Source organism: Subtercola sp. RTI3, assembly GCF_035018625.1.
Taxonomy (GTDB): Bacteria; Actinomycetota; Actinomycetes; order Actinomycetales; family Microbacteriaceae; genus Subtercola; species Subtercola vilae.
Map to the genome: position 1 here is coordinate 1 of NZ_JASJXO010000110.1, position 2,667 is coordinate 2,667.

Sequence of the window (2,667 nt, forward strand, 5' to 3'; positions counted from 1 at the left end):
CGCCACCGCCACCGCCACCGCCACCGCCACCGCCAGTGCTCGAGCGCGCCGTTCGGCCTATCCGGCATCGCGCCTCAGCCGCCTATGCGGCCTCAGCCGTGTCAGCTGCCGAAGGCGGCGCGACGGATGGCCCGGGCGGGGTGCTCGTCGGGCAAGAATGGTCCGTTGCCGGGAAAGATCTTCTCCCGCAGTGTGCCGGGGGCGTATCCGCTCTGCATCATTCCGCGACGACGCAGCTCGGGGCTGACGTGGTTGACGAAGTCTTCGAAGGTACCGGGCGAGACGACGTACTGCACGTTCATGCCGTCGACACCGGCATCCTGCCATTTTTCGAGGTGGTCAGCGATCTGCTCGGGCGTTCCCACCACGCGCAGGTTGCCGTACCAACGCACCAACTCTCCGATCGTGTACGAAGGGTTCGGCGACATGGCAATGAGGTCGGCCACGATTCCGGTCTGGCCTTCGGGCCGCTTCCCGATCTCGAAGATGGGCTCTTTCGGGTCGAGCTGGCTGAAGTCGTAGTTCAGAAAGACGCTCTGCTTGGCGAGGTTCGCCTCGATGCTCTGAAAGTCGGTGATCTGTTCGTGCATACGCTTGGCTTCAGCCTCAGTCGAGCCGACGACGAAACCGAGGATGCCGAAGAGCTTCACGTTGTGCGGGCTGCGTCCGTGCCGAATGGCGGCGGCACGAACATCCGAAACCACCGGCCCGGCCTCCTCGGGAGTCAGCGCATTGATGAAAAGACCTTCGGCGTTGCGCCCGGCGTAGTCACGCCCGCGCGGCGACACCCCGGCCTGCATGAGAAACGGGGTGCGCTGCGGCGATGGCTCGCTGAGGTGCGGCCCCACCACGTCGTAGAACGGCCCAACGTGGTTGATTTCGTGAATCTTCGAGGGCTCGTTGTACTGACGCAGCGCCTTGTTGCGAACGACCGCGTCGTCTTCCCAACTCGCCTCCCACAGCTTGTAGACGACGTCGATGTAATCGTCGGCCCGGGCGTACCGGTCGCCGTGGTCGGGTAGGCCGCCAAACCCCAGGTTGCGGCCCGCTCCGGGGAGAAAGGTGGTGACGATGTTCCACGAGATGCGGCCCTTGGTGAGGTGGTCGAGCGTCGACATCTTGCGGGCGAATGAGTACGGCGGCTCTTGCAGAATGTTCTGCGTGAGCACGAACCCCAGGTTCTTCGTGGCATATGCCAGTGCCGGAATCAGCTCGCCTGGGTCGTTGATCGGAAACTGCATGCCGCTGAATACCGACGCCTCGCGCGAGGAGCCGAATGTGTCGTAGGGTGCGAGCACGTCGGCGAAGAACAGCGTGTCGAAGTTGCCGCGTTCAAGCAGTTGGGCGATGTCGACCCAGTAGTCGAGATCGTTGTACTCGAGCTGGCGACTGCCGGGCCAGGCCCACATGCCCTGATCGTGGTGCGAGGCCGAAAAGATGTTGAACGCGTTGAAGAGCATTCTGGGGCGGTCAGCCATGGGTCACTTGCCTTCTGTCGGTGCTGGTGTCTGAACGGGCACAATACCGAACACGTCTTTGCCTATTTCGCCGGCCAGCACCTCGGTCGAGTAGGCCATGAGTTGCCCGGCCTGCGCGTCTCGAAGGTGCCGCTGAATGGGTGACGACTTCAGGAATCCGGATGCCCCACCCACCCTTCCGCCGAGCTGAGCCACCTCGACAGCGATCTTGTTCGCAAGGTACTTCGACCGAGAGAGGTTGGTGAAGAAAGTGGGCACACCGTTGTCTGCCTGCCAGAAGGTCTGCTTGATGAACGCTCGGGCGGCCTCGAGCCGGCTCTGAACATCCGCAACCTCGAACTGCAGCCATTGCTGGTGACTGAGGGGTGCGCCCATGATCACGCGCGACTGGGCGTGTTTGACGATGGCAGCCAGCGCCGCGTCGGCGACGCCGAGCGAGATCATCGGCAAGCCGGCCGGAATGGCAGCGAAGTCGGTGAATTCGGGGGTGCGGGCACGCTGGTCGGCTCGGAGAACGGTGTTGTTGAACGCGAGTAGCTGGCTGCGGGTGGCACGCAGGCCCAACGTGTCCCAGATGGGAATGATGCTGAGCGTCGGGTCGGCGGTCGGCACGCCGAAGAAAGTGGGGGCGTCGTCGACGAGGGCGTTCACGAAGAGGTAGTCGGCGATCTCGCTGCCCGAGACGAACCGTTTGGCACCGTCGAGCGCCCAGCCGCCCTCGACCGGCAGCGCGGCCTGTTGCGGGTTCAGAAAACGGTTGCCGCTGGTGGGCTCAGAGAGGGCGTTCGAGAACCTCTTGCCGGCCAGAAACTCGTCGGCGTAGAACGAACCGAGGGTGCCTCGGGTGGTCTGGGCGAGGCTGATGCCGGCACCGGTGTGCATGGTCCAGATGGTGGCGGTCGACGGATCGCCCTGGGCGATGGTTCGCACGATCTCGCCGTAGGCCTGGTAGCTCAGCCCGCGGCCACCCACGTCGGCGGGCAGCGCGGCTTCGTCGAGCCCGGCGTCGTGCAGGGCCTCGAGGTTGCCGACAGCGATCTCAGCCTTGTCGTCGTAGTACGCGGCCGTCTCGGCGAAACCGAGCGCGAGTTCGGTCGCCGTGTCGATGAGGTCTTGCTCCCAGGCGGCAACGGCGAACGGGCTGCTGGGCGGGGCCGCGTGGGCGCTGGCGGGGGTGTCGGGGATGGCC

The 2,667-nt window shown here is 64.9% G+C and carries 2 protein-coding genes; both read right to left on the reverse strand.

The genetic code is table 11. The annotated features are described in order from the left end of the window. Positions 1 to 101 precede the first annotated feature (101 nt). A complete protein-coding gene (locus QN358_RS18775) occupies positions 102 to 1,478 on the reverse strand; it encodes an LLM class flavin-dependent oxidoreductase (protein ID WP_323513268.1) in 1,377 nt (458 codons plus the stop codon). A gap of 3 nt (positions 1,479 to 1,481) precedes the next feature. Beyond that, positions 1,482 to 2,667 (reverse strand): acyl-CoA dehydrogenase family protein (locus QN358_RS18780; protein WP_323513269.1); only part of this gene is annotated, 1,186 nt, incomplete at its 5' end.